The sequence below is a fragment of the Aeromonas sp. QDB68 genome (genome assembly GCF_027707405.1).
Lineage (GTDB): Bacteria > Pseudomonadota > Gammaproteobacteria > Enterobacterales > Aeromonadaceae > Aeromonas > Aeromonas caviae.
Genome location: NZ_JAPCIQ010000004.1, coordinates 106,940 through 128,558, shown reverse-complemented (window position 1 = coordinate 128,558; position 21,619 = coordinate 106,940). Strand labels below are relative to the sequence as shown.

General features: G+C 61.2%; 20 protein-coding genes, 7 tRNA genes and 1 pseudogene. 13 read left to right on the top strand and 15 right to left on the bottom strand.

All coding sequences use genetic code 11. From position 1 onward, the window contains the following. Positions 1 to 40: 40 nt before the first annotated feature. From PG892_RS02750 to PG892_RS02700, 11 genes are all read left to right on the top strand, one after another. Positions 41 to 913, top strand: coding sequence for a Dam family site-specific DNA-(adenine-N6)-methyltransferase (locus PG892_RS02750; protein WP_029314124.1), 873 nt, complete (start codon positions 41 to 43; stop codon positions 911 to 913). Between the two features lie 190 nt (positions 914 to 1,103). Further along, the gene (gene rpe, locus PG892_RS02745) at positions 1,104 to 1,778 is read left to right on the top strand and encodes a ribulose-phosphate 3-epimerase (RefSeq protein WP_010673828.1); all 675 of its coding nucleotides are present in this window, start codon (positions 1,104 to 1,106) and stop codon (positions 1,776 to 1,778) included. Next, on the top strand, positions 1,765 to 2,430 hold the full coding sequence (locus PG892_RS02740; protein WP_010673829.1) for a phosphoglycolate phosphatase: 666 nt from the start codon (positions 1,765 to 1,767) through the stop codon (positions 2,428 to 2,430). Before rpe ends, PG892_RS02740 begins: the two co-directional genes overlap by 14 nt. A gap of 39 nt (positions 2,431 to 2,469) precedes the next feature. Then, the gene (gene trpS, locus PG892_RS02735) at positions 2,470 to 3,474 is read left to right on the top strand and encodes a tryptophan--tRNA ligase (protein ID WP_010673830.1); all 1,005 of its coding nucleotides are present in this window, start codon (positions 2,470 to 2,472) and stop codon (positions 3,472 to 3,474) included. Positions 3,475 to 3,593: 119 nt separating this feature from the next. After that, a complete protein-coding gene (locus tag PG892_RS02730; RefSeq protein ID WP_010673831.1) occupies positions 3,594 to 3,809 on the top strand; it encodes a hypothetical protein in 216 nt (71 codons plus the stop codon). 321 nt (positions 3,810 to 4,130) lie between these two features. Continuing rightward, positions 4,131 to 4,712 carry an aminodeoxychorismate synthase component II gene (locus PG892_RS02725; RefSeq protein WP_103858316.1) on the top strand — a complete coding sequence of 194 codons (582 nt, stop codon included), beginning with the start codon at positions 4,131 to 4,133 and terminating at the stop codon, positions 4,710 to 4,712. Positions 4,713 to 4,990: 278 nt separating this feature from the next. Further along, positions 4,991 to 6,208 carry an aspartate aminotransferase family protein gene (locus tag PG892_RS02720; RefSeq protein ID WP_010673833.1) on the top strand — a complete coding sequence of 406 codons (1,218 nt, stop codon included), beginning with the start codon at positions 4,991 to 4,993 and terminating at the stop codon, positions 6,206 to 6,208. A 75-nt stretch (positions 6,209 to 6,283) separates the two neighbouring features. Next, positions 6,284 to 7,303, top strand: coding sequence for an arginine N-succinyltransferase (gene astA / locus PG892_RS02715; protein WP_010673834.1), 1,020 nt, complete (start codon positions 6,284 to 6,286; stop codon positions 7,301 to 7,303). Positions 7,304 to 7,370: 67 nt separating this feature from the next. Then, on the top strand, positions 7,371 to 8,840 hold the full coding sequence (gene astD / locus PG892_RS02710; RefSeq protein WP_010673835.1) for a succinylglutamate-semialdehyde dehydrogenase: 1,470 nt from the start codon (positions 7,371 to 7,373) through the stop codon (positions 8,838 to 8,840). 69 nt (positions 8,841 to 8,909) lie between these two features. Then, the gene (locus PG892_RS02705; protein WP_010673836.1) at positions 8,910 to 9,707 is read left to right on the top strand and encodes a DUF1338 domain-containing protein; all 798 of its coding nucleotides are present in this window, start codon (positions 8,910 to 8,912) and stop codon (positions 9,705 to 9,707) included. Positions 9,708 to 9,887: 180 nt separating this feature from the next. Continuing rightward, positions 9,888 to 10,139 carry a hypothetical protein gene (locus PG892_RS02700; protein ID WP_010673837.1) on the top strand — a complete coding sequence of 84 codons (252 nt, stop codon included), beginning with the start codon at positions 9,888 to 9,890 and terminating at the stop codon, positions 10,137 to 10,139. A 39-nt stretch (positions 10,140 to 10,178) separates the two neighbouring features. On the opposite strand, the gene PG892_RS02695 is transcribed toward PG892_RS02700, so the two are convergent. Continuing rightward, the gene (locus tag PG892_RS02695; RefSeq protein WP_010673838.1) at positions 10,179 to 10,805 is read right to left on the bottom strand and encodes an HAD family hydrolase; all 627 of its coding nucleotides are present in this window, start codon (positions 10,803 to 10,805) and stop codon (positions 10,179 to 10,181) included. 163 nt (positions 10,806 to 10,968) lie between these two features. Here PG892_RS02695 and PG892_RS02690 point away from each other — a divergent pair. Further along, positions 10,969 to 12,332 (top strand): annotated as a pseudogene (locus PG892_RS02690) (MDR family MFS transporter). Positions 12,333 to 12,436: 104 nt separating this feature from the next. On the opposite strand, the gene PG892_RS02685 reads toward PG892_RS02690, so the two are convergent. From PG892_RS02685 to yqfB, 3 genes are all read right to left on the bottom strand, one after another. Continuing rightward, positions 12,437 to 12,823 (bottom strand): DUF1622 domain-containing protein, encoded by a 387-nt coding sequence (locus PG892_RS02685; protein WP_010673839.1) that lies wholly within the window; start codon positions 12,821 to 12,823, stop codon positions 12,437 to 12,439. Positions 12,824 to 12,884: 61 nt separating this feature from the next. Then, positions 12,885 to 13,805, bottom strand: a complete 921-nt coding sequence (locus PG892_RS02680) for an alpha/beta hydrolase (RefSeq protein ID WP_010673840.1) — start codon at positions 13,803 to 13,805, stop codon at positions 12,885 to 12,887. 87 nt (positions 13,806 to 13,892) lie between these two features. Next, on the bottom strand, positions 13,893 to 14,225 hold the full coding sequence (gene yqfB, locus PG892_RS02675) for a N(4)-acetylcytidine aminohydrolase (protein WP_010673841.1): 333 nt from the start codon (positions 14,223 to 14,225) through the stop codon (positions 13,893 to 13,895). A 270-nt stretch (positions 14,226 to 14,495) separates the two neighbouring features. Here yqfB and PG892_RS02670 point away from each other — a divergent pair, with 270 nt between their 5' ends. Then, entirely contained in the window at positions 14,496 to 16,328 is a 1,833-nt protein-coding gene (locus PG892_RS02670) for an SLC13 family permease (protein WP_029314126.1), read from the top strand. Between the two features lie 244 nt (positions 16,329 to 16,572). Here the strand turns inward: PG892_RS02670 and PG892_RS02665 are convergent. The 11 genes from PG892_RS02665 to ispE form a co-directional block, all read right to left on the bottom strand. Next, positions 16,573 to 16,656 (bottom strand) — tRNA-Leu (locus PG892_RS02665). A gap of 8 nt (positions 16,657 to 16,664) precedes the next feature. Next, a tRNA-Met gene (locus PG892_RS02660) sits at positions 16,665 to 16,741 on the bottom strand. Positions 16,742 to 16,777: 36 nt separating this feature from the next. After that, positions 16,778 to 16,852, bottom strand: a tRNA-Gln gene (locus tag PG892_RS02655). Positions 16,853 to 16,898: 46 nt separating this feature from the next. Continuing rightward, positions 16,899 to 16,975 (bottom strand) — tRNA-Met (locus tag PG892_RS02650). 39 nt (positions 16,976 to 17,014) lie between these two features. After that, positions 17,015 to 17,089: transfer RNA gene (locus PG892_RS02645), tRNA-Gln, on the bottom strand. A gap of 8 nt (positions 17,090 to 17,097) precedes the next feature. Continuing rightward, positions 17,098 to 17,174 (bottom strand) — tRNA-Met (locus PG892_RS02640). A 235-nt stretch (positions 17,175 to 17,409) separates the two neighbouring features. Continuing rightward, positions 17,410 to 18,501, bottom strand: a complete 1,092-nt coding sequence (ychF, locus tag PG892_RS02635; RefSeq protein ID WP_010673843.1) for a redox-regulated ATPase YchF — start codon at positions 18,499 to 18,501, stop codon at positions 17,410 to 17,412. A 132-nt stretch (positions 18,502 to 18,633) separates the two neighbouring features. Beyond that, on the bottom strand, positions 18,634 to 19,230 hold the full coding sequence (pth, locus tag PG892_RS02630) for an aminoacyl-tRNA hydrolase (RefSeq protein ID WP_010673844.1): 597 nt from the start codon (positions 19,228 to 19,230) through the stop codon (positions 18,634 to 18,636). Positions 19,231 to 19,479: 249 nt separating this feature from the next. Then, complete coding sequence (locus PG892_RS02625; RefSeq protein ID WP_010673845.1) at positions 19,480 to 20,427, bottom strand: ribose-phosphate pyrophosphokinase; 948 nt, start codon at positions 20,425 to 20,427, stop codon at positions 19,480 to 19,482. A 239-nt stretch (positions 20,428 to 20,666) separates the two neighbouring features. After that, positions 20,667 to 20,741, bottom strand: a tRNA-Gln gene (locus tag PG892_RS02620). Further along, positions 20,721 to 21,599, bottom strand: a complete 879-nt coding sequence (ispE, locus tag PG892_RS02615) for a 4-(cytidine 5'-diphospho)-2-C-methyl-D-erythritol kinase (RefSeq protein ID WP_029314128.1) — start codon at positions 21,597 to 21,599, stop codon at positions 20,721 to 20,723. The genes PG892_RS02620 and ispE overlap by 21 nt, the downstream gene beginning before the upstream one ends. Positions 21,600 to 21,619: the final 20 nt, after the last annotated feature.

The following is a 21,619-nucleotide window of genomic DNA, read 5'->3' as shown; positions in this document are numbered from 1 at the left end:
CCCCCTTTTTTGGGCATAGCCTTGTCAACACCGGACTTCCATGAAAAAAACACGCGCGTTTTTAAAATGGGCCGGGGGAAAATACTCCCTGGTCGAAGAGATCGCCGAGCGTTTGCCGGCCGGGCGTGTGTTGCTGGAGCCCTTCGTCGGGGCGGGATCCGTGTTTCTCAACACGGATTACGACGCCTATGTGCTCAACGACATCAATCCGGATCTCATTGGCCTCTACAACCACCTCAAGCAGCAGCCGGACAGCTTCATCAGCGAGGCCCGCAAGCTGTTCGTGGCCGAGCACAACCACAAGACCGCCTATTATCGGCTGCGTACCCAGTTCAACCAGACCGCGGCCGGGTTTGAACGGGCTCAGTTGTTCCTGTTTTTGAATCGCCATGGTTTCAACGGCTTGTGCCGTTACAACAAGAAGGGGGGGTTCAACGTTCCCTTCGGTTCCTACAAGAAACCCTACTTCCCGGAGAAAGAGCTGTGGGCGTTTGCCGAGAAGGCGCAGAAGGCGACGTTCATCTGCGAAAGCTATGCCGACGCCATGGCCCGTGCAGAGGAAGACTGGGTGATCTACTGCGATCCGCCCTATGCCCCCCTCTCCACCACGGCAAGTTTCACCACCTATTCGGCAGGCGGTTTCACCCTGGACGATCAGGCGCTGCTGGCCAGGCTGGCTCGCCACACCGCCGCCCATAAAGGGGTGCCCGTGCTCATCAGCAACCATGACATCGAGTTGACCCGCGAGCTCTATCGTGGCGCCCGGCTCGACGAGATCCTGGTCAAGCGCACCATCAGCCGCAACGGCGGTGGTCGCAACAAGGTGGCCGAGCTGCTGGCGCTCTATCCCCCCGGCATCGAGCCCGAACAGGGCTATTATCCCGGTGAGGCGGAGCTGGTTGCCGTCGGCTGAGTGAACAACGGTCCCTGAGGGGGCCGTTGTCATTTCTGATGCTGCCGCTGGCATTCCGTGAGCCGCGCTTGGCATCGTGTGCCAGCCATGGTGCCGGAGCGGCGTGTTCTGTAGATGCGGGTCGTTTTCATCGCCCTTTTGCGATAAAATTGCGCCGTTTTTTCTGCCACGCTGCCAATGGATGACGCTGATGAAAGACTTTCTGATTGCCCCCTCTATCCTCTCCGCCGACTTTGCCCGTCTGGGTGAGGATGTGGCCAAGGTGCTGGCCGCCGGGGCCGACGTGGTCCATTTCGATGTAATGGACAACCATTATGTCCCCAACCTGACCATAGGCCCCATGGTCTGTCAGGCGCTGCGCGATTACGGCATCGAAGCGCTCATCGACGTGCACCTGATGGTCAAGCCGGTGGATCGCATCGTGCCTGATTTTGCCAAGGCCGGTGCCAGCCTGATCACCTTCCACCCGGAAGCCTCCGATCACGTGGATCGCACCCTGGGCCTCATCAAGGAGCAGGGTTGCCAGGCTGGTCTGGTGCTGAACCCCGCGACCCCGCTCACCTGCCTGGAGTACGTGATGGACAAGCTGGACGTGATCCTGCTGATGTCGGTCAACCCGGGCTTTGGCGGTCAAAGCTTCATCCCCGGCACCCTCGACAAGCTGCGCCAGGTGCGCCGCCTGATCGACGAGAGCGGCCGCGACATTCGCCTGGAAATCGATGGCGGGGTCAAGGTCGACAACATTCGCGAGATTGCCGAGGCGGGTGCCGACATGTTCGTGGCGGGCTCTGCCATCTTCGGCAAGCCGGATTACAAGGCAGTGATCGACCAGATGCGCGCGGAGCTTGCCCATGTCCGTCGCTGATCGCCCCTTTGACCTGGTGCTGTTCGATCTGGATGGCACCCTGATTGACAGCGCCCCGCAACTGGCGCTGGCGGTCAACCGTACCCTGGCGGAGCTGGGGTTGGCCGAGGCCGACGAGTCCGTGGTGCGTACCTGGGTCGGCAACGGCGCCGACAAGCTGATCCAGCGGGCTCTCGATTACCGCGACGCCCCGGAGCAGTTTGCCAAGGCCCGCCCCCTGTTCGACCGTCACTATCAGGCCTGTCTTCTGGAAGGTCTGGCCATGTATGACGGAGTGGCCCGGAGCCTGCGCCGTCTGCAGGGGCTGGGTTACCAGCAGGCCGTGGTGACCAACAAACCGAGTCACTTCGTGCAGCCCATTCTGGAGGCCCTCGGCATCAGCGACTGTTTCGCACTCTGGCTAGGGGGCAACTGCGTACCCGTCAAGAAACCGAGCCCGGAGCCGCTGTTGCACGCCTGCCACGAGCTGGGTGTCAGCCCGTCCCGCACCCTGATGGTGGGGGATTCCGAAAATGACGTGCTGGCCGCCCAGGCCGCCGGCATGAAGGTGGTGGGGCTCACCTATGGCTACAACTATGGCCGCCCTATCGCAGACTCCCGCCCCGACTGGGTTTGCGAGCAGTTTGCCGAACTCGATGCCCTGCTGGTCTGATCCAGACCGGGCTGGCGGATAACAAGGATTACTACTCTGATGACTAAACCAATCGTATTGAGCGGTGCCCAACCCTCGGGCCAGCTGACCATCGGCAACTACATGGGGGCCCTGCGTCAGTGGGTCAGCATGCAGGATGATTTCGACTGCCTCTATTGCATCGTCGATCTGCACGCCATCACCACTCGCCAGGATCCGGCCGCCTTGCGCAAGGCGTGCCTCGACGCAGCCGCCCTCTATCTGGCGGTGGGCATCGACCCGGCCAAGAGCACCGTCTTCATCCAGTCCCACGTGCCCCAGCACGCCGAGCTCGGCTGGATCCTGAACTGCTACACCCAGATGGGCGAGCTGTCGCGCATGACCCAGTTCAAGGACAAGTCCGCTCGTTTCGAGAACAACGTCAACGTCGGCCTGTTCGGTTATCCAGTGCTGATGGCGGCCGACATTCTGCTTTATCAGGCCAATCAGGTGCCGGTTGGTAATGACCAGAAGCAGCATCTGGAGCTGACCCGCGACATCTGCACCCGCTTCAACAACCTCTATGGCGAAGTCTTCACCCTGCCGGAACCCTTCATTCCGACCGAAGGGGCCCGGGTGATGAGCCTGCAGGACCCGACCAAGAAGATGTCCAAGTCCGACGACAACGAGGCCAACTTCATCGGCTTGCTGGAAGATCCCAAGCAGATCGTCAAGAAGATCAAGCGGGCGATGACCGACTCCGACGAGCCGGCCGTGGTGCGTTTCGATCCCGAAAACAAGCCGGGGGTCTCCAATCTGCTGACCCTGATGTCCGGTGTGACCGGCCGCTCCATCCCGGAGCTGGAGCAACACTTCGAAGGCAAGATGTACGGCCACCTCAAGAGTGAAACGGCCGATGCCGTGGTCGCCTTGCTGGAACCCATCCAGGCGCGCTTCCGCGAGCTACGTCAGGATGAGGCCCATCTGCAGGCCATTTTGGCGGCTGGCGCACAAAAGGCGCGTGAAAGGGCTGAAAAAACCCTGATCAGCGTATATGATGTCGTCGGCTTCGTTCCTCGAGCCTGACATACTGGGAAGGTGTAGTAGAAGAGAGCTGGGTGGATGCCTGGCTTTCTTTGTTTTACACCTTCCGGTTTGTCGCAACCTCCCCAATGTCAAACACGGGCTTTGCCCCAAGAGAAAGCATGTCTGTCGAATCACAAACCCTGAGTGAAGAGTTGGGTGACAAGGGTCACTGGCTGCGCAAGTTTCGCAAGGCCAAGAGCCTCAATACCTTGCAGTTGATGGTCTCCAACGCCATCGACAAGCACCACAAGACCCCGGCCATCGCGGCTGCCATCTATCTGGCCGAGTGCCAGCGGGAACGGGAACTGGAACAGGGCCGCTATCTGGACCGCTGAGGTCCGTTGTCAGCCCTTGCCAAGGTGACTCCTTCCCATCTGCCTGTCACGACCTTTGCCCTTTTCCCAGTCGCCTCCCGTCTCTTTTACCTTGCCATCCTGACATGGAGCGGCTGATGCTGCCCGGTCGGGGACAGGCCCACCGCCGGGTGGGGTCGACAGGCCCGGATCGTCATTGAAGAGTGGACAGACTGCACAGCAGGTGAGGTGATCGCCGGTTTATTAACGCAAAGAGACATGCCAGAATGCGCGGCGTTTGTCTGCCCGCGCTCGTAACGGGCTGTCCGATCACCGTCTCTGTCTTATTCCCATGGTGTTTGCATGCTGCTACTCATCGACAACTACGACTCCTTTACCTGGAACCTGGTGCAATACTTCGGCGCCCTGGGGCAAGAGGTGGTGGTCAGGCGCAACGATGAGCTGAGCCTGGAGGAGATAGCCCGGCTTGCCCCCCGCAATCTGGTGATCTCTCCCGGCCCCTGCACGCCAAACGAGGCGGGCATCTCTTTGGCCGCCATCTCCCGTTTTGCCGGCGAGATCCCCATCCTCGGCGTCTGTCTCGGCCATCAGTCCCTGGCACAGGCCTTTGGTGCCCGGGTGGTGCGTGCCCGTCAGGTGATGCACGGCAAGACATCTCTCATCCGTCACAAAGGGGAGGGGGTGTTCAAGGGGCTCAACAACCCGCTGCGGGTGACCCGCTATCATTCTCTGGTGGTGGAGGCGGCGTCGCTGCCCGACTGTTTCGAGGTCACTGCCTGGAGCGAACATGCCGACGGCAGCCTGGACGAGATCATGGGGCTGCGGCATAAAACGCTGGCGCTGGAGGGAGTGCAGTTCCATCCGGAGAGTATTCTGAGCGAACAGGGGCACCAGTTGCTGGCCAACTTTTTGGCCGTTTCCTGAAAAAATTGCGATGTCTGTCTCAAAACCGTCATGAGGCAAAAAAAAATTTCCCTGAGACTTTATTCACCCTCCTCCCTGTCCAAATTATCTCTTGCCAACACCCCCTGAGCCGTTATGCAATGCGGTTGCCTAAAATCTCAAAGGCAATCGAACATTGTTCCTTATAGGCGGTTAAGTTACAGACTTTTTACTTTTTTTCTGTGATAATTCCGCCACGTTTACACGGATTTAACTTTTGGGCGGTGGATTATTCTGCCGCGAGATAGCAGGAGAGCAATATGTCAGAGTTGTTGGCAGTGACACGTGAAGTGTTTGATGAAGTGATGGTTCCCAACTATGCGCCGGCCAAAATCATCCCGGTGCGCGGCGAGGGGTCACGTGTCTGGGATCAGGAAGGCCGCGAGTATGTGGATTTCGCGGGCGGGATCGCGGTCAATGGCCTGGGCCATTGCCATCCCAAACTGGTCGAGGCCCTGAAATCCCAGGGTGAGAAGCTGTGGCACCTCTCCAACGTGATGACCAACGAGCCGGCCCTGCGCCTGGCCAAGAAACTGGTCGCCGCCACCTTCGCCGAGAAGGTCTATTTCTGCAACTCCGGTGCCGAAGCGAACGAAGCGGCCCTCAAGCTGGCCCGCCGCTACGCCATCGAGAAGTTCGGGGCCCACAAGACCCAGATCATCGCCTTCCACCAGGGCTTCCACGGCCGTACCTTCTTTACCGTCAGCGTCGGCGGCCAGGCTGCCTACTCCGATGGCTTCGGTCCCAAGCCTGCCGACATCACCCACGTCGCCTACAACAACCTGGAGGAGCTGGCTGCCGTCATCTCCGACAACACCTGCGCCGTGGTGATGGAGCCGCTGCAGGGCGAGGGTGGCATCATCAGCCCCACCGACGAGTTTGCCAAGGGGGTGCGCGAGTTGTGCGACAAGCACAACGCCCTGCTGGTTTATGACGAGGTGCAATCCGGTGTCGGTCGTACCGGCGAGCTGTTTGCCTATATGGGTCTGGGCGTCACGCCGGACATCCTCACCAGCGCCAAGGCGCTGGGCGGTGGCTTCCCCATCGGGGCCATGCTGACCACCACCGAAATCGCCTCCCACCTGAAAGTGGGCACTCACGGCTCCACCTACGGCGGCAACCCGCTGGCCTGCGCGGTGGCAGAGGCGGTGATCGACGTGGTCAACACCCCGGAAGTGCTGAGCGGTATCAAGCAGCGCGAGCAGCTGTTCCGCGAAGGGCTGGAAGCCATCAACGCCAAGTACCACTGCTTCAGCGAAGTGCGCGGCAAGGGCCTGCTGCTGGGCGCCGTGCTCAACGATGACTTCAAGGGCCGCTCCCGCGACTTCCTGCTGGCCTCCATCGATCAGGGCCTGATGGCGCTGGTTGCCGGTACCAACGTTGTGCGTTTTGCCCCCTCCCTGGTGATCCCGGAAGCGGACATCAAGGAAGGGCTGGCACGGTTCGAGAAAGCGGTCGCTCAGGTGGTCAACGCCTGATCCAAATTGAGGTGGGGAGCCCTCCCGGCAGGAGCCGGGACCCCACCTGTCGTCAATGAAAGGGAGTTGTCATTTATGTTGGTTATCCGTCCTATCGAGCAGCGCGACTTCGCCGGCCTCAAGACCTGTGCCATCGAATCCGGCACCGGCATGACATCCTTGCCGGTCAACGACGAGCTGCTGCAACGCAAGATCGATGCCTCGACCCAGACCTTCCTGGACAAGCCCGCCGGCAAGGGCGAGTGCCTCTATTTCTTCGTGGCCGAGGATCTGGAGACCGGGGAGATGGTCGGTACCTGCGCCATCGACGCGGCGGTCGGCCTGTCCCAGGCGTTCTACAACTATCACATCGGCAAGGTGGTGCACTCCTCCCCCAAGCTCGGCATCTACAATGTCGTGGAAACCCTCACCCTCTCCAACGACTACACCGGCAATTCCGAGCTCTGCACCCTGTTTCTGCGTGAATGCGCCCGCGAGGGGCTCAACGGCCGTCTGCTCTCCAAGCACCGTTTCCTGTTCATGGCCGAACACCCCGAGCTGTTTGACAGTACCGTCTTTGCCGAGATGCGTGGTGTCTCCGATGGCAACGGCCACAGCCCCTTCTACGAGTGGCTGCAAAAACATTTCTTCTCGATGGATTTTCCCACCGTCGACTATCTCACCGGCATCGGCAAGAAGCGCTTCATCGCCGAGCTGATGCCCAAGTACCCCATCTATGTCAATCTGCTGAGCAACGAGGCGCGCGCCGTCATCGGCAAGACCCACGAAAAGACCCGGCCTGCCCTCAAGATGCTGCAGGATGAGGGGTTCGTGAATCGCGGTTATGTCGATATCTTCGACGCAGGCCCCACCGTCGAATGCGAGGTGAAGAACATTCGCAGCGTGCGCCGCAGCCAGAAGTTGGCGGTGCTGGTGGGTGAACCCATCGGCGGCCATACCTACCTCATCTGCAACGCCAGGTTCGAGCAATACCGCGCCTGCTACGGCAACATCCGGGTCGATCTGGACAAGCACGAAGCCATCATTCCGCCCAAGATGGCGGCCGCCCTCAAGGTGGAAAATGGCGACATGGTGCGCGTCGTCGATCTGGATTGACCCACCCCGCAGCACAGCATTGAGACAGGCTGCCGAGGCGGCCTGCGTACCCACAGGGAGTGAATTGATGATGTCTTTAGTCCAGTTTATCGATGGCCAGTGGCTGGCCGGTGAAGGCAAGCCGTTCGAATCCATCGACCCGGCCAAAAACGAGGTGATCTGGCGGGGTGAGGCGGCAAGCCAGTCCCAGGTGGATGCGGCCGTCAAGGCGGCCCGCACGGCCTTCTACCATTGGTCCGATCTGGCCCTTGAAGAGCGCCTTGCCATCGTGCGCCGCTATGCCGACCTGCTCGGCGAGCACAAGGAGGCGCTGGCCCTGACCATCGCCCGTGAAACCGGCAAGCCCCTGTGGGAGACCCGCACTGAAGTGGCGGCCATGCAGGGCAAGATTGCCATCTCCATCCGCGCCCATGAGGAGCGTACCGGTACGGTGGAAAACCCCATGCCGGGCGCCAAGGCGTTCGTGCGCCACAAGCCCCATGGCGTCGTGGCCGTGTTCGGCCCCTACAACTTCCCGGGCCACCTGCCCAACGGTCACATAGTGCCTGCGCTTATCGCGGGTAACGCAGTGGTGTTCAAGCCTTCAGAGCTGACCCCCATGGTGGCCGAGGCCATGCTGAAGATCTGGCAGGAGGCGGGGCTGCCCAAGGGGGTGCTCAACCTGGTGCAGGGGGAGGTCGACACCGGCAAGGCGCTGGCCGGCAACCCGGACATCGACGGCCTCTTCTTCACCGGCTCCTCCCGTACCGGCCACTTCCTGCATCAGCAGTTTGCCGGCCAGCCGGGCAAGATCCTGGCACTGGAGATGGGGGGCAACAACCCGCTGATAGTGAAAGATGTGAGCGACGTCGACGGCGCCGTCCATGCCATCGTGCAGTCCGCCTTCATTACCTCCGGCCAGCGTTGCACCTGCTCGCGCCGTCTGTTTGTCGAGCGCGGCGAGCGGGGCGATGCCCTGGTCAAGCGCCTGGTGGAGGTGGTCGGCCAGATCAAGGTCGGCCTCTATGACGCCGCCGAGCAGCCGTTCATGGGCGCCATGATCAGCGAGAAGGCCGCACTCGGCATGGTCGAGGCGCAAGCCAACCTGCAGCGCCTCGGTGGTGAAAGCCTGCTTGCCCTCAAGCACCTGGAAGCGGGCACCGGCTTTGTCTCCCCGGGCATCATCGACGTGACCGCGGTCAGCGCGCTGCCGGATGAAGAGTACTTCGGCCCGCTGCTGCAGCTCATTCGCTACGACGACTTCGATGCGGCCATCGAGAAGGCGAACGCCACCAGTTTCGGTCTCTCGGCCGGCCTGCTCGGTGACAACGAAGCGGACTGGAACCACTTCTTCAAGCGCATCCGTGCCGGTATCGTCAACTGGAACAAGCCCATCACCGGCGCCTCCAGTGCCGCCCCCTTCGGCGGCATCGGTGCCTCCGGCAACCACAGAGCGAGCGCCTACTATGCCGCCGACTACTGTGCTTACCCGGTCGCCTCCGTCGAAGACAGCAAGGCTGCTATGCCGGATCAGCTGTCTCCCGGTCTGACCTTCTGATAACAAGAAAATAAAAGAGGGGCACTGAACAGGTGCCCCTGTCTGTACCCGCAATCAAAGGAAAGAGAGATGCAAAAGGATATCGACACCCTGTTTGGCCATCTGTGGGACAACTACATTCAGGTCACCCCCAGTGCTCACAAGGTTCATCAACTGCTGGGCGGCGGTGCCCCCATCATCAACGATCACGTGGCGTTTCGGACCTACAACCTGCCCAAGCTCGGTCTCGAGAAACTGGCGGCCCACTTCCGCGCCCTGGGGTATGAAGAGAAGGGCGAGTATGTATTCAAGGCCAAGAAGCTCTATGCCAAACACTTCGAGCATAAAGATCCTGATGCGCCCAAGGTGTTCATCAGCGAGCTGAAGGTGGAAGAGCTCTCCGAAGGTGCCCAGGCCATCATCCACAAGCTGGTGGATCAGGTACCCGATCACCTCACCGACACCTCGGCCTTCCTCTACGCCGGCGCGCCCTGGCAGGTCTCCCACACCGACTACCAGACCCTGCTGGCAGAGAGCGAGTATGCCGCCTGGATGGCCGCCTGGGGTTATCGTGCCAACCACTTCACCGTCAACATCAACCGCCTGAAGGACTTCGACACCATCCAGCAGGTGAATGCGGCGCTCAAGGCGGCAGGCTTCGTGCTCAACACCGTTGGCAGCGAGGTGAAGGGCGATCCCGAGGTGATGCTGGAGCAATCCTCCACCATGGCAGACAAGGCCGAGGTGCCCTTCAGCGACGGCGTGCGCACCATCCCGAGCTGCTTTTACGAGTTTGCCCTGCGCTACCCGCAGGCCGACGGCGTGCTCTACCCTGGCTTCGTCGAAGCGTCGGCCGACAAGATCTTCGAATCCACCAACGCCATGTAATGGCCGCCATGAAAACAACGCCCCGCCTGGGGCGTTTTTTTATGGATTTACGCCGACCTGACACCTCTTTACCTCCCCTTAACCCATCAGTTCGCGGCGATTCGCTAGCATGATACCGCCCGCTGCCGTGGGCCATCGCCGCACCGTGCCGGTGTATGCCACCCGTTTTGGAGTCATGCCATGAAGATTGTTCTGCCTTTGCTGTTTTCCCTCACTACTCTGACCGCCGCAGCGGGCGATCAGGGCAGCCGTACCCCGCCCAAGCCTCCGCACGAGCTGTCGGTCGAGATGAAAGCGGCGTTTGAGAACTGCAAGGAGCATGGCAAACCGGGGGAGTCGGAATTTGACAACTGCATGTCAGATCTGGGATTTGAGCGGCCGGACGGCCCGGTACCGGCAGGTGGGAAGGAGGGGGAGAATGAGGCCGAGTAAGCTGGTGCGGGCCCGTCGGTTAGGATGGTCCCGCACCGCTCACACCCGTTGCAGCGTCCCTTCGGTGGCCAGCAAGGTGGTCATGCCGGCGGCCTTGCCCGCCTGAATGCCTATCCGGGTGTCTTCAAACACCAGGCAGTTGGCCGGGTTGGCGCCGAGCTGCTCGGCCACTTTCAGGAAGGTGTCCGGGTGGGGCTTGTGATTGACCACATCATCGGCACTCACCAGCACGGAGATGAAGGCATCGAGCCCGGTCTGACGCAGGATGTGCGCCGCATGTTCCCGGGTTGAGCCGGTACCTATGCCCATGGGCACCTTGTCGTGGTACTGCCTGACCAGCTCCCACATGGCGGGAAACACCCGGACGTCGTCGATCCGTGCCAGGTAGAGGGCGACCTTGCGCCGGGCAAAGGCTTCCACGTCGATGGTCATCCCGTGCCGCTCTGCCAGCATGGTCACTATCTTGCGGGTGGGGATGCCGCCGTACTCGTTGAGCTGTGCCCGATCAAACGGCAGGCCGAACTCGGCACTGGTGATTTCCCAGGCATCCAGGTGCAGAGGCATGGAGTCCACCAGGGTGCCATCCATGTCGAAGATCAGGGCGTCGTACTCGTCGAATCGGGGCTGTTCACTCTGGTGATGATCGCAGGGGGATGACTGGGGCATGGGGGCGTCCTCTTCGGCAAAGACTCACCCTAGCAGATCCAGCGCGCAGATGTCGCGACCTTCATCATGGTTGGCAGTGGTTTTGACCATCGGCTAATGATTTATGAGACAATAATGTGCCTTGCACCCCCTGTGCCGATATCTCACATGAGCGAGCCTGCCTATGTCCCCCAAAACCGTCTTCTCGAGCGTGGCCCTGGTGATCGCCCTGGGCTCACTGGAAAAGAGCATCGTCACCACGCCCTTGCCCATCATAGGGGTTGAGCTGAACGCCGGTGCCGCCCTCACCTGGGTAGTGACCGCCTATCTGCTGGCGGCCACTGCGGCCCTGCCCATCTATGGCAAGTTGAGCGACATGTTCGGCCGGGTACGCATGCTCAACATCGGTATCGGCCTGTTTCTGGCTGGATCAGTGGCCTGCGCCCTGGCCCAGGATCTGCCAACCCTGCTGGCCGCCCGCGTGCTGCAAGGATTGGGGGGCGGAGGGCTGATCGCGCTCGCCTTTACCGTGATCGCCGACTGTATTCCGCCACGGGAGGTGGGCAAGTATCAGGGGTATATCTCGGCGGTCTATGCGGTCTCCAGCATCGCAGGCCCGCTGCTCGGTGGCTATTTTACCGAGCAGCTCAGCTGGCGCTGGATCTTCTGGATCAATCTGCCTCTCGGTGCCATCGCCCTCTGGCTGGTGAACCGCAATCTGGGTCACCTCAATGTGCGTCGCCACAGCCGCTTCGACTGGAAGGGAGCGGCACTGCTCATTACGGTCACCACCCTCACCCTGTTGCTGCTCTCGCCGGAAGCGGCCTTGCCCGCCGTCTGGCTCGCGGCTGCGCTGGGGGCGGCCTTGTTGCTGCTCGTCCTGGCTGAGCGGCGGGCGCACGACCCCATACTGCCGGCCCACCTGGTGCGCCTGCCGGGTTATCTGGTGAGCGTGCTGCTGGCGCTGGCTTCGCAGTTGCTGATGTTTGCCGTGCTGGTCTACCTGCCGTTGCAGATGCAGTGGCAAAAGGGGATGAGCGCCAGTGACAGTGGCGAGATCATGGTGATCTTCATGGTCTGCATCACGGCGGGGCCTTCGTCGGCGGCAAGCTCATCGGTCGCACCGGTCACTACAAGCGTTTCGTGGTGGCAGGTTTTGCCCTGGCAGCGCTGGCCCTGTGGCAGATCCACTTCGACGTCTGGGCCAGACTGGGACTGGGGTTTGCCGGATTGGGGCTGGGTCTGGTGCTGCCGGCGCTGTCGGTGGTGGTGCAAAATGCCCTGCCGCGGGAAGATCGCGGCATCGGCATGTCCCTGTTCAACTTCGGCCGGGAGCTGGGTGGGGCGGTCGGTGTCGCCATCTGCGCCGTGTTGTTCCATGCCGCCCTGCCGGCAGGCAGCAGCCCCAATCTGGCCAGCCTGAGCCCGGCCGAACTGGCACCCGGTTTCAGCGCCACCTATATCGGCATGGCGCTGATCGCCACCGCCGCCCTGCTGGTCACCTTGCTGGCATTGAAGCGCCACGAGCTGGCCAGCAAGCACGTCTGATGGTTGCTATCGGATACAAAGAGGGCTCCCCGCGGGGAGCCCTCTTCATGGGATCAGGCAGGTGCCTTTCCTTCCGTGTCGTGGCCTTGTGCCACTCAGCCCACTCATCGGGCGTCGGGGCGGGAAGGTGACCTGACAGGCTCGGGTTGCTGGCGCTCGGCCTGGGCATCGAGTTCCTTGCCGAGGAAGTAGTTCAGGAAGGTGCGGATGACCGCGATGATGGCGAGGCGCACCAGCTCCTCCTTGCTGGGGGCCACCGTGGTGGCCAGGATGTCGGCAGCGAGCTGGAATTCCAGCGCCAGGATGAGCCAGCTGCCGAAGCAGAGGCGGATGCGGGGAAAGCCGGGCTCGTGATCCCGCACTCTGGCCGCCAGCCAGAGGGTCTTGCCAAGGCCGATGACCACGCATGCGATGGAGATGATCTCCAGCAGCAGCTGGAACAGCTCCACCCCGTGCATCATGCCCTCTTTCAGGCTCGCTATCTCGAACACTCGGGTTACCTCCCTGATTCAAAAGAGACACTTTTAACACGGCTTGGGGGCCGGTTCCAACTCAGAGTCTTCTGAGCATCATGGCTATCTGGTCGATGAGCTGACGAGCGGCAGGGCTGATGGCCGCCAGTTGGAAGTAGCCATGAATGACGCCATGCTGCCGCTGGCAAGTGGCATCGACGCCAGCCTGCACCAGCTTGCCATACAGGGCTTCCCCTTCGTCGCGCAGCGGATCATATTCCGCCGTGACGATATGGGTCGGCGGTAATCCTGACAGGGCGGGATGGTGGAGCGGGCTGGCTTCGGGATGGCTGGGGGGCAGGCTGCCCAGGTAGGCGTGAAAACCGCTTTCGAGCATGTCCCGGGTGATGAGGTAGTCGTCACCGAGATCGCGGTAGCTTTGGCTCTCGCAGAGGGCATCCAGCATGGGATAGAGAAGCAGCAGGGCCTTGGGCAAGGGGGCGCTGGCAGCCTTGAGCCGCAAGGTGGTGACCAGGGCGAGATGACCCCCTGCGCTGTCGCCGGCAATGGCGAGACGTGCCGGATCCCCATGCCATTTCTCCACCTCGGCCATGATGGCCCGTGTGGCGGCCAGCGCATCGTCGTGAGCCGCAGGATAGGTGTGTTCCGGGGCGAGGCGGGTGTGTACGGCGAAGATCAGGGTGCTGGCCCGGTTGCACAGCATCCGCATCTGGCGATCGTGGGTCTCGAAATCCCCGCTGACAAAACAGCCGCCGTGAAAATAGATCAGCACCGGATACGCGGGGTCCGGTTTGTCTGCGGGCCGATAGCAGCGGATGGCGTGGTGATCGGCCTGCCACTCTTCGATGGCGCCCACCTCTTCCCGCTCACCGCCCAACAGGGCAGAGGCTAGGTAGCCGTCACGGCGCGCCTGCCAGCTCAGCTGGCTCGCCTTGGGACGACCTGCGGCGATGAAGTCTGCCACCATGGCTGCGATGGCCGGTTCGAGTTGTTTTTCCATAAGACACCAATGACTGTATATAAAAACAGTCATTGTGCGCTTTTGGCCCGTGAGCGCAACCGGCGTTAGCTGAGGCAGCTCACAAAATCAGGCTTCAATCAGCACGAATTCAATCACATAGAGGGGCGGCAGTGCGGGGTAGATATCGCGGATCACATCTTTAAGCTCGGGGAGGGTCATGTTCTCCTGACGGGCGTGCTCGTCGCTCAGCGCCTCGAAGGCGACCGCCTTGACCGAGATGACCTCAATGGTGCCAAAAGGCTGGTGTTCCGGGTTGGTGAACAGGGCCAGGCGCTGGCCGGGCTGCCAGTTTGCCTCGCTCTCGTCGCGGATGGTGATGGTCTTTCGGCCAGCCTGGATGTCGGCGACAAAGCGGCTGAAGAAGGTGAATGCCGGGTAGGCCGGGGTGTGCTGGGCCATGTCGTCTCCGAAGGGCAAGGGGTGAGAGGGCGGCTCAGGCCGCGGCGGGCCCATTTTAGGAGGGGCGGGGGGAGCGTGCAGCACTTTTTACCCCGACATGTGAAGGGCGACCGACTGCGTTCACGGACCGGTAAAATGGCCGCAACTGAACCTGGATGTGAGATGATGCGGCCTCCTCTTTCTTGATATGTAACAAATCAAGGGGACGGGCTCTGTGGTCTGATGGCGTCCGGGGCCGGCCGTGGTTGACGTTGAACAAAAGGAGCAAGTGTGAATTCCGAGTTGATCTGGGTGCTCAGCATGCTGGTGGGTGCCATTCTCCTGTTTATTACCAACAAGGTACGCATGGACGTGGTCGCCTTGTTGATCATCATCCTGTTCGTGTTGAGCGGCACCCTGACCCTGCCGCAGGCGCTGGCAGGATTCAGCGATCCCAACGTCATTCTGATTGCCGCCCTGTTCGTGGTGGGGGAGGGGCTGGTGCGTACCGGCATCGCCTATCAGGTGGGAGATGCCCTGGTGAAGGTGGCCGGCAGCAGCGAAACCCGCATGCTGGTGCTGCTGATGGTGGCGGTGGCGACCCTGGGGGCCGTGATGAGTTCGACCGGGGTGGTGGCCATCTTCATCCCCGTGGTGCTGAGCGTGGCGAACCGGATGGGGATCCCGGCGGGCAGACTGATGATGCCGCTCGGCTTTGCCGGCCTTATCAGCGGCATGATAACGCTGGTGGCAACCCCTCCCAACATGGTGGTGAACAGTGAACTGATGCGCCACGACATCCAGGGGTTCGGCTTCTTCGGCTTCACTCCCATGGGTGTCATCATTCTGGGGATGGGGATCCTCTACATGCTGCTGATGCGCAACCGTCTGGTGCGTGAAGGGGAAGAGGGCAAGGGCAAGCAGATGGGACGCAGCACCATGCGAGATCTCATCCGTGACTACCGGCTGGCCGGGCGAGCACGCCGACTGGCGATCCGGCCCGACTCCCCCCTGATCGGCCAGACCCTGGACGAGCTGCAATTGCGTGCCCGCTTCGGGGCCAACGTCATCGGGATGGAGCGCTGGCGCAAGTTCAGGCGGGTGATGGTCAGTGTCACCGGGGTGACCGAGTTCCAGGCCAAGGACGTGCTGCTCATCGACATGTCGGATCCCGAGGTGGATGTGCGGGAGTTTTGCAGCGAGGCGCGGCTCGAGCCCATGATATTGCGCGGGGAGTATTTCTCCGATCAGGCGCGGGAGGTGGGCATGGCGGAGGTCTCCCTCATCCCCGGCTCCCGGCTGCTCGGCAAGAGCATCCGCGAGGTGACCTTCCGTTCCCGTTACGGTCTGAGTGTGGTGGGGATCCGCCGGGATGGAGAGGCGCTGACCGGCAAGCTGGTGGACGAGGCGCTGCAGATGGGGGATACCCTGCTGGTGGTGGGGAACTGGAGCCTCATTCGTCAGTTGCAGACCCATCATCGCGATTTTCTGCTGCTGGGCCTGCCTGCGGAAGTGGACGAGATGGCGCCGGCCCGCAGCCAGGCCATCCACGCCCTGATTGCCCTCGGGGTCATGATAGTGCTGATGGTGACGGATCCCGTGCCCAACGTCATCGCGGCGCTCATCGCCTGCCTGCTGATGGGCAAGTTCCGCTGCATCGATCTGGAGAGTGCCTACAAGTCCATCCACTGGCCGACCCTGATCCTCATCGTGGGCATGTTGCCCTTTGCCCTTGCATTGCAGCAGACCGGCGGGGTGGATCTCATCGTCGGCGCGCTCATCTCGGCAGTGGGGGAGATGGGCCCCAGGGTGATGCTGGCCAGCCTCTTCGCGCTCTGTGCCGTCATCGGGCTCTTCATCTCCAACACGGCGACGGCGGTGCTGATGGCGCCCATCGCGCTGGGGACGGCCCATCAGATGGGGGTCTCGCCTTATCCCTTTGCCATGACCATCGCCATCGCCGCCTCGGCAGCCTTCATGACGCCGGTCTCGTCGCCGGTCAACACCCTGGTGCTGGGCCCGGGCAACTACAAGTTCATGGATTTCGTGCGCATCGGCGTGCCCTTCACCTTGCTGGTGATGGTGGTCAGCGTCATCGCCATCCCCTGGTTCTTCCCGTTCTGACGACAGCAAACGATATGGCGGCCTGCGGGCCGCCTTTTTATTGCCCGCAGCGCTCTGCGAGATGAAAAGGGCGGCATCACGCCGGAGCAGGACATAGCGCCGTCGCAGAGGAGAGCACAAGGCTCAGCCGTTGAGACATGAGGTGGCGTTGCAGGCGTGCGATGGCGTGGAGAGGGGAAGAAGAGCGGCAAACGCCGGATACAAAAAAACCAGCCTGAGCTGGTCTGTTTGGTACTGCTTTCGATGGTGCGGAAGGAGAGACTCGAACTCTCACGCCTAGGGCGCCAGAACCTAAATCTGGTGCGTCTACCAATTTCGCCACTTCCGCAAGAATAATGGTGGCTATGACGGGATTCGAACCTGTGACCCCCGCATTATGAGTGCGATGCTCTAACCAACTGAGCTACATAGCCGTCTTGTGCACGACTTGCGTCGAATACAAGCAAAAATGGCTGGGGCACTAGGATTCGAACCTAGGTATGGCGAGATCAAAACCCGCTGCCTTACCGCTTGGCGATGCCCCAACAGTGTTCTTTGCAATCGGATGATTGAAGGAACGTTTTTCAAACATGGTGGCTATGACGGGATTCGAACCTGTGACCCCCGCATTATGAGTGCGATGCTCTAACCAACTGAGCTACATAGCCGTTTGTTGTCAACCACAAACGTGGAAGAGAACAGAAAAATGGCTGGGGTACTAGGATTCGAACCTAGGGATGGCGAGATCAAAACCCGCTGCCTTACCGCTTGGCGATACCCCAACTAGAGATGGTGGCTATGACGGGATTCGAACCTGTGACCCCCGCATTATGAGTGCGATGCTCTAACCAACTGAGCTACATAGCCAACCGTGCTTCCAGTGAGTCGTTGCCTCGTCACTGTGCGGCCGGAATTATGCGTATCTGGCTCTGGGGCGTCAACCCTTTTTTTGTTTGAAAAAACGAATTTGGGTGCGTTTGGCGAGTTATTGGCCGCTGTCGTGCAAAAGCCCAACAATCTGGTTTTTTTTACGACATTCGCACCCAGATCGCGCCTCTGGCCAGATAAAAAAGAGGCCAGCAAATGCTGGCCTCTCATGGGGTTAGACGTTGAACAGGAAGTTCATGATATCGCCATCCTTGACGATGTAGTCTTTCCCTTCCGCGCGCATCTTGCCTGCTTCCTTGGCGCCTTGCTCACCCTTGTAGGTGATAAAGTCGTCGAAGGCGATGGTCTGGGCGCGAATAAAGCCTTTTTCGAAGTCGGTGTGGATCTTGCCAGCGGCCTGCGGGGCGGTGGCGCCTACCGGAATGGTCCAGGCGCGCACTTCTTTCACACCGGCGGTGAAGTAGGTCTGCAACTTGAGCAGCTCGTATCCGGAGCGGATCACCCGGTTCAGGCCCGGCTCCTCGATGCCCAGATCCGCCATGAACTCGGCGCGGTCTTCGTCGTCCAGCTCGGCGATGTCCGCCTCGATGGCGCAGCAGACGACCACGACAACGGCGTTTTCGGCGGCGGCTATCTCACGGACCTGATCCAGGTAGGGGTTGTTCTCGAAGCCATCTTCCGCCACGTTGGCGATGTACATGGTGGGTTTGAGGGTCAGGAAGTTGAGGTGGCTGACGGCGTCCAGCTCATCCTTGTCCAGCTTCATGCCGCGGATCATCTGGCCGTTTTCCAGGGCAACCTTGATCTTCTCCAGCACTTCCACTTCCAGCTTGGCATCCTTGTCGCCGCCCTTGGCACGCTTGGACTGGCGATTGATGGCGCGCTCGCAGGCATCCAGGTCGGAGAGGGCCAGCTCGGTGTTGATCACCTCGATGTCGTCGGCCGGGGAGACCTTGCCCGCCACGTGGACGATGTTCTCGTCCTCGAAGCAGCGCACCACGTGACCGATGGCTTCGGTTTCACGGATGTTGGCGAGGAACTGGTTGCCAAGGCCTTCGCCCTTGGAGGCACCGGCCACCAGGCCGGCGATGTCCACGAACTCCATGGTGGTCGGCACGACACGCTGCGGATTGATGATGGCCGCCAGCTGGTCGAGGCGAGGATCCGGCATGGGGACCACACCCGTGTTCGGCTCAATGGTGCAGAACGGGAAGTTGGCGGCTTCGATGCCGGCCTTGGTCAGCGCATTGAACAGGGTGGATTTGCCTACATTGGGCAGGCCCACGATACCGCATTTAAAACCCATGGATTGTTACCTTGTTGGTGGATGCTTCAAGGGGCCGCGCGGGCGGCCCGTGTCGTGTTGCTTGACCCCGAGGCGAGGGATCTCGCCAGGGGGCCGGTCATCTTGAACTGCCTGGCGATGCAGGCTGAAGGCCTAGACTTTCTCGGCCTTGAAACTGTGCAGGCGATTCATGGCCTTGGTCATGTCCTGCTTGAACAGGATGTCGGTGGCGCGCAGGGACTCGTCCAGCGCGGCCTCGATCAGACTCTGCTCACTGCTGGGCGCCTTGGTCAGCACGAAGCCGGCGACCAGCTCCTTGGCGCCCGGATGGCCGATGCCAAGGCGCAGCCGGAAGAAGTTATTGTTGTTGCCCATCCTGGCGATGATGTCCTTGAGGCCGTTATGGCCGCCGTGACCGCCCCCTTGCTTGAACTTGGCGATGCCGGGAGGCAGGTCCAGCTCATCGTGGGCCACCAGCATGGCTTCCGGCTCGATCTGGTAGAAGCGGGCGAGCGCGGCCACCGCCTTGCCGGAGAGGTTCATGTAGGTGTTCGGGATGAGCAGCCGCACATCCTGGCCATCCACCTGGATGCGGGCGGTGTGGCCGAAGAACTTGGGCTCTTCGCGCAGGCTGACGTTGTGCCAGCGTGCCAGTTGCTCCACATACCAGGCGCCCGCATTGTGGCGGGTCTTGGCATATTCGGGGCCGGGATTACCCAGCCCGACAATCAGTTTGATTTGACTTGTCACGCTTGATGTCTTCACTCGCTACTTGCCATGGGCGGATGACCCGGGGCAATGGGACGCAATATTCTAGCCGCCGAGTGGCGATCACTCAACCAAAGTGCGGCAAGGTCGGGGAAAAGCCGGACAGAAGGGCTCGGGTGGGGTGGCTCGTCCGAGGTTTTCGTCTCTTGCCGAGTGGAGGCTGGCGGCTGGCGCCAGGCACCCAAAAAAACAAAAACCGCCATTCGGCGGTTTTTGTCACAACAGGGTCTATCAATGCTCGAACATGGCAGAGATGGACTCTTCGTTGCTGATGCGGCGAATCGCTTCGGCCAGCACGGAGGAGAGGGTCAGCTGCTTGACCTTGCCGACTGCCTTCATCTCCGGGGTGAGCGGGATGGAGTCGGTGATGATCAGCTCGTCGATGACCGAATTCTTGATGTTTTCAACGGCGGTGCCGGAGAAGACAGGGTGGGTCGCATAGGCGAACACGCGCTTGGCACCACGCTCTTTCAGCGCTTCGGCCGCTTTGCACAGGGTGCCGCCGGTGTCGATCATGTCGTCGACGATGACGCAGTCACGACCGGCTACGTCGCCGATCAGGTGCATGACCTGGGAGACGTTCGGACGGGGACGACGCTTGTCGATGATGGCGATGTCGGTGTCGTCCAGCAGCTTGGCGATGGCACGGGCACGGACTACGCCGCCGATGTCCGGTGACACGACCACGGGGGATTCGAGGTTCTTGGCCTTCATGTCTTCCAGCAGCACCGGGCTGCCGAACACGTTGTCGACGGGGACGTCGAAGAAGCCCTGGATCTGCTCGGCATGCAGGTCAACGGTCAGCACACGGTCCACACCCACGCTGGAGAGGAAGTCGGCGACGACCTTGGCGGTGATGGGCACACGGGCGGAGCGGACGCGGCGGTCCTGACGGGCATAACCAAAGTAGGGGATAACGGCAGTGATACGGCCAGCTGAAGCACGACGCAGTGCATCCACCATGACGATCAATTCCATCAAATTGTCGTTGGTCGGGGCACAGGTGGATTGAATGATGAAGATATCGCCACCGCGTACATTCTCGTTGATCTGTACGCTGATCTCGCCGTCGCTAAAGCGACCTACGGCAGCATTGCCGAGTTTGATAAACAGGCGATCTGCGATCTTCTGGGCTAGTTCCGGCGTTGCGTTACCAGCAAACAGCTTCATGTCAGGCACGGTTTGAAACCTCGGGGTTGCATCCAGTATGTGGGGAGTCTGATTTTAGACCCGTATCGTTTGGGGGCAAACGATTTAGCAAGATGACGGACAAGGTCTCTGGGCGATGTCGAGGATGGCGTCTCATCACCCGCAGGGTGGGTGGACGGGAATCCACCTTGAGCGCCATCGCGTCAGATTGGCCCAAGACACATCGACGAGGTCAACACCTCCCGATACGGCCTCAACAAGGAGAGAGTTGGCTGGGGTACTAGGATTCGAACCTAGGAATGGCGAGATCAAAACCCGCTGCCTTACCGCTTGGCGATACCCCAATCACTGACTTGTTGCAAAGTGGCGAAGAGTGGTGATATGTTCTCGCCCTTGGCGACAAACCCATCCCAGCCTTCCGGCACTTTGGCCAACACCTTCCGAGCAGCCATTTCGTCTTCAAATTGAGCAAAGACGCAGGCGCCAGTGCCCGTCATTCTTGACGGCGCGTATTCTAGCAACCAGCCGAGCGCATTGGCAACCTCGGGGTGGCGCTTTTTCACCAGCAATTCGCAATCGTTTTTCCACTCCCCTTCCAGCAGATTGCCCAGGGTCATCTTGGGGGTGTCGCGAGGCAGTTCCGGATCCTGAAACACGGCCGCCGTTGCCACATGGCAGTCGGGCTTGAGCACCAGATACCAGGCAGCGGGCACCTCGACCGGTTGCAGTCGCTCGCCCACTCCTTCTGCAAAGGCGGCCCGGCCGCGCACGAACACCGGCACGTCGGCGCCGAGCTGCACGCCGAGCTGCGCCAGCTCATCCTCGCCGAGGCCCGCCTGCCAGAGATGGTTCAGGGCCACGAGCGTGGTGGCGGCATCGGACGAGCCCCCGCCGATGCCGCCGCCCATGGGCAGCACCTTCTCCAGCCGGATATGGGCCCCCTGGGGGCTCGGCAGCCTGGTTTGCAGCAGGCGGGCGGCGCGGATGATGAGGTTCTGTTCATCGGGCACGCCGGGAATGGCGGGGCTCAGGGTGAGCTGGTCGCTACCCGGGATCACCTCGAACTCCAGCCAGTCGCCGTGGCTGAGGAAGATGAACAGGGTCTGCAGCTCGTGATAGCCGTCGGGGCGGCGGCCGTTGACGTGCAGGAAGAGGTTGAGCTTGGCCGGGGCGGGCCAGCGGATCTGGCCAGGCTTCATCATGGTGCTGTGCTCCTGCGCCA

What these genes read in the sequence shown, in the direction of transcription:
- PG892_RS02750 (WP_029314124.1), top strand. Translation starts at nt 41, where the DNA reads ATGAAAAAAACACGCGCGTTTTTAAAATGGGCCGGGGGAAAATACTCC.
- rpe (WP_010673828.1), top strand. Translation starts at nt 1,104, where the DNA reads ATGAAAGACTTTCTGATTGCCCCCTCTATCCTCTCCGCCGACTTTGCC.
- PG892_RS02740 (WP_010673829.1), top strand. Translation starts at nt 1,765, where the DNA reads ATGTCCGTCGCTGATCGCCCCTTTGACCTGGTGCTGTTCGATCTGGAT.
- trpS (WP_010673830.1), top strand. Translation starts at nt 2,470, where the DNA reads ATGACTAAACCAATCGTATTGAGCGGTGCCCAACCCTCGGGCCAGCTG.
- PG892_RS02730 (WP_010673831.1), top strand. Translation starts at nt 3,594, where the DNA reads ATGTCTGTCGAATCACAAACCCTGAGTGAAGAGTTGGGTGACAAGGGT.
- PG892_RS02725 (WP_103858316.1), top strand. Translation starts at nt 4,131, where the DNA reads ATGCTGCTACTCATCGACAACTACGACTCCTTTACCTGGAACCTGGTG.
- PG892_RS02720 (WP_010673833.1), top strand. Translation starts at nt 4,991, where the DNA reads ATGTCAGAGTTGTTGGCAGTGACACGTGAAGTGTTTGATGAAGTGATG.
- astA (WP_010673834.1), top strand. Translation starts at nt 6,284, where the DNA reads ATGTTGGTTATCCGTCCTATCGAGCAGCGCGACTTCGCCGGCCTCAAG.
- astD (WP_010673835.1), top strand. Translation starts at nt 7,371, where the DNA reads ATGATGTCTTTAGTCCAGTTTATCGATGGCCAGTGGCTGGCCGGTGAA.
- PG892_RS02705 (WP_010673836.1), top strand. Translation starts at nt 8,910, where the DNA reads ATGCAAAAGGATATCGACACCCTGTTTGGCCATCTGTGGGACAACTAC.
- PG892_RS02700 (WP_010673837.1), top strand. Translation starts at nt 9,888, where the DNA reads ATGAAGATTGTTCTGCCTTTGCTGTTTTCCCTCACTACTCTGACCGCC.
- PG892_RS02695 (WP_010673838.1), bottom strand. Translation starts at nt 10,805, where the DNA reads ATGCCCCAGTCATCCCCCTGCGATCATCACCAGAGTGAACAGCCCCGA.
- PG892_RS02680 (WP_010673840.1), bottom strand. Translation starts at nt 13,805, where the DNA reads ATGGAAAAACAACTCGAACCGGCCATCGCAGCCATGGTGGCAGACTTC.
- yqfB (WP_010673841.1), bottom strand. Translation starts at nt 14,225, where the DNA reads ATGGCCCAGCACACCCCGGCCTACCCGGCATTCACCTTCTTCAGCCGC.
- ychF (WP_010673843.1), bottom strand. Translation starts at nt 18,501, where the DNA reads ATGGGTTTTAAATGCGGTATCGTGGGCCTGCCCAATGTAGGCAAATCC.
- ispE (WP_029314128.1), bottom strand. Translation starts at nt 21,599, where the DNA reads ATGATGAAGCCTGGCCAGATCCGCTGGCCCGCCCCGGCCAAGCTCAAC.